The following is a 3326-nucleotide window of genomic DNA, read 5'->3' as shown; positions in this document are numbered from 1 at the left end:
TGCTGCGGTAAGCGGGTCGATCTCTGTGCTAAGCGGTTCGCCCTCTAGCGTGTAATCGACCACGATCTTGCCTGATGGCCTGCGCGTGATCTGTTCGGTTTCCGGATATTGCGCCACTACTGCCGCGGCCAGATCGGCCACGCTTACAGCCCCCCGCGGCGGTAGGCTGACCTCGGCGCGCTCGTGTGCGGGGATTATGGCAAGCATCGCCCCCGAAACCGCCAGCGCCACCACAAGCAGCGCTGTCGCCACACCGGGCACCCCGTGAAAACTACGCTGCATTGGTGTCTCCGGCTGCGCTAAAGGTCGAAGCGGAGCGTTTTGACGTAGCCGCGCCCTTCGATCTCGACCCCGGACGAGGTGGTGGCAAGCGGCACTTCGGCATCGGTGCCGTAATCGCGGCCTTCGTACAATGTGCTGTCGATGCGCAGCATATAACCCTTGTCGAACAACTCGTCCGCGATCTCTACGCTGATTTCGGCCACTTCACCGCGGCGAACGGAAGGGCCTGACTTGCCATCGGCGTCGGCGTAACGATCTACATCGGCCAGATCGGTTGCGCGATACCAGTTGCGAAGGTGCGAATAATAGCGCTGCGTCGTGCCGAACACATGAAGGGTTGTCTCATACTTGCCTTCGGCATCGACCAGATACAGCACCGCATAGGCACCACCGATGAAATTGCGCGCCATCGCGGTGGTGATCTTGACCTCGCGCGCGCCAGCAGGTTGCGCCGCAATCGCAAGCGCCGCCAAGGCAGAAACGCCGAGGGTCAAAGTAAGTCGGTTCATTCGCAGCTCCGCTGGTGCGCTCATATGGACGAGCGCGACCTTACGCGAAACCGCGCAGCGGGTGAACGAATAATCTGCGGCAGGTCACAGAACAAATCGTCGCGTGCATTTGCGGCCAGCGCGCATTCGACCAGCGTCGCTGGCCTCGGCAAAATCATCATGCGATCGCGCTGGGCGAACCTGCCCTCGCTACGGCTTAGTGCCTTTCGAGTTCGTGCAGGTAGTTCAACCAGCCTTCGACAAGCTCAAGCTGCTCATCGGTCATCTCTATGAATGACATGGAGTCATTGACTTGAAATTGGGCTTTAATGTTTTCGGCGCTCTGGCCAACAATCTTTGGTCCTTCGCCGCCCTCGCCATGGACGCCATGGCATGCAGCGCAGCCCACGTCACCAGCGGTTTCTTCGAAAAGCACGCGGCCCGCAACGAGGTTCGGATCCATTTCGGGCACTTGCTGAGCATATGCCGAAAAGGACATCACCACACCCAGCGAAAATATTGCCAGGCCACCGGAAGCAAGTTTTTGGCGCATCGTTACTAACTTTCATTAGGCGCGCCGGGCCACGATCAAGCCAACGTCGCGCTGACTACATATGAAAGCCGCAGCACACCTTGGTGCGCTGCGACGAGTTGTTTTCCTGTCTTGGCGGTGCGCCTGCATCTTGCAAGCGACAAGCGCACCGCATGCAAGGTCAGATCAGGAGTTGTTGGCTTTCAGATAAGCCAGGTAGGCTTCAACCGCGGCCAGCTGCTCGTCGGTTGCGTCGAACATCATCATTTCGTTCGTCTGCATTTGCAGCTGGATGTATTCAATGGTTTGGCCCTGAATGTTCGGCCCAATACCAACGTCACCCTTGGCGAGTTCGCCATGGCATTCGATGCAGCCGATTTCTTCTTCGAAAACCACTTTACCAGCGGCCTCGAGTTCGGTCAGCTCGGGAGCTTGGGCGAATGCCGGCGCTGCCAGCGCGAACAGGCCGACGAGCGCCGAGGCCATCTTCGTGGTCGATTTCATCATGTGCTTTTACCTTCTTCTGGCCCTCCCCCGACATGGAGGTGGGTCTTTGCCGATCCCTTGATGCCACTACCCGAGAAAATGCTCTAGCAGCGACCTGTCTCCCGATACCTTCACCCAGCAAAGAACCTGAGCACGAGGCCGGAAAGAACACATGACGTTTAAAGCATCTTTTTGGGCAGATTCCAACGCGCGGGAATGTCGCAGGTTAGATATATGTTTCGTGCAAAATATAAGGAATACAATATGATGCGCGAAGTCCGGTGTTTTTTTGTTTCGATCACGTTTTCGCGCGCGAACGAAATAACGCGCGGCCTTGCAGGAAGGCCGCGCGCAAGCGTTTTAGGTGCTGATTAGTGCTCTTCGTGTTCGTGCAGGGCGCGCAGGTATGCTGCAACCTGATCGACCTGAAGCTCCGTCAGCTCAACAATGCCCATGTCCGGCACTGTTTTCATCGCTTCCAGAATGGCGACCGGGTCCTTGCCGCGGATATCGGGGCCGATCACGCCCATTGCATCCATGCCGTGGCAGGCCTGGCAGCCAACGCCGCCCGCGAGCTCTTCATAGATCTTTTTGCCTTCCATCTCTGCCTGCCCGAGGTTCGGGCGCGTGACGTAACGCAGAACTTGTAGAAACTCGAAAACGTCGTCCTTCTCGTTCGGCTTGAGATCGATGAAGTTCATAAGCTCTGCGCCGCCGGACAGCATCGTATCGAAGGTCGAGCGAATCGCCCCCGAGGCTGCCGGTGCGCCCACGTCGATGTTGCCTTGGCCGATGTCACCGTGGCAATCAGCGCAACCAATGCCCGAGCCCACGCCGCCCGCGTCATAGTAGTAGATCTGCATGCCGCGTTTTTCTTGTTCAGTCATCGTATCATGGGGCAGGAACCACGGTGGGTCCATTTCAGCAAGCGCGGCGTTGCTGCCGCCAATGATCGAAAGGCCAAAAAAGAGCGACGCGATTGCCGCCTTTCGACGTTGGGTACGCCGTGAGATGTTTTTGTGCTGCTGCATTCGTATCCTCGTTTCGTGTTGTCGGGGTCCACTGACAGGGCGGCACTTTAGCAGCCGAGACAGATAATGAAAGTAGCCCAGGCCGGTCACGCCGGTAAACTTTCGCGACCAATTGCCTCGCCAAGTGTGCGCAGCCCAAAAAGAAGGCGCCCGCAGCACCTTTCGGCGCTGCGGGTCGTGTTTAGCTCAGTCGAGCGATGCTGCGCGTCTTAGCGGGCAGCGATCGCGGCGAGCGACAGGTCGCGCATTTTCTGCGACTTGATACCGCCCATGTCCGACATCACTTCACCTTCCCAGCCGTTGTAAGCATAGAAGCCACCCGAGTGGGTATCGCCGCCATGCGGGGTCGGGATCCAGGCTTCCGGTGTGTTGGTGTTCAGATCAAGAACGATGGTTTCCCAGCCGTTCATGTTCGAAACCCAGATCTCGTTCACAGCCGGATCGGGATGCAGGATGCAGTGGTCAACCGAGTTCGCCGAACCACCCAGGAAGATGGGCTGCTGGAAG

General features: G+C 58.0%; 5 protein-coding genes and 1 pseudogene. All 6 read right to left on the bottom strand.

The window, feature by feature from the left end; translation table 11 throughout:
• Positions 1-282, bottom strand: a pseudogene (locus ABY403_RS14850) (N-acetylglucosamine transferase); the annotation flags it as partial.
• A 17-nt stretch (positions 283-299) separates the two neighbouring features.
• Positions 300-791 carry a DUF2271 domain-containing protein gene (locus ABY403_RS14845; RefSeq protein WP_372841597.1) on the bottom strand — a complete coding sequence of 164 codons (492 nt, stop codon included), beginning with the start codon at positions 789-791 and terminating at the stop codon, positions 300-302.
• A 196-nt stretch (positions 792-987) separates the two neighbouring features.
• On the bottom strand, positions 988-1323 hold the full coding sequence (locus ABY403_RS14840; protein WP_372841596.1) for a c-type cytochrome: 336 nt from the start codon (positions 1321-1323) through the stop codon (positions 988-990).
• A gap of 165 nt (positions 1324-1488) precedes the next feature.
• Positions 1489-1809 (bottom strand): cytochrome c, encoded by a 321-nt coding sequence (locus ABY403_RS14835; RefSeq protein ID WP_372841595.1) that lies wholly within the window; start codon positions 1807-1809, stop codon positions 1489-1491.
• A 350-nt stretch (positions 1810-2159) separates the two neighbouring features.
• Positions 2160-2909, bottom strand: coding sequence for a cytochrome c (locus ABY403_RS14830; RefSeq protein WP_372841594.1), 750 nt, complete (start codon positions 2907-2909; stop codon positions 2160-2162).
• A gap of 119 nt (positions 2910-3028) precedes the next feature.
• The coding region (locus tag ABY403_RS14825) for a hypothetical protein (RefSeq protein WP_372841593.1) at positions 3029-3326 on the bottom strand (298 nt) is incomplete at its 5' end.

Source organism: Phaeovulum sp. (genome assembly GCF_041596715.1).
Classification (GTDB): Bacteria; Pseudomonadota; Alphaproteobacteria; order Rhodobacterales; family Rhodobacteraceae; genus UBA6213.
Note: the sequence above shows the minus strand (reverse complement) of the source record. Positions and strands in the feature narration are given on the sequence as shown.

Coding starts and splice junctions, on each gene's coding strand:
- ABY403_RS14845 (WP_372841597.1), bottom strand. CDS start 791: ATGAACCGACTTACTTTGACCCTCGGCGTTTCTGCCTTGGCGGCGCTT.
- ABY403_RS14840 (WP_372841596.1), bottom strand. CDS start 1,323: ATGCGCCAAAAACTTGCTTCCGGTGGCCTGGCAATATTTTCGCTGGGT.
- ABY403_RS14835 (WP_372841595.1), bottom strand. CDS start 1,809: ATGATGAAATCGACCACGAAGATGGCCTCGGCGCTCGTCGGCCTGTTC.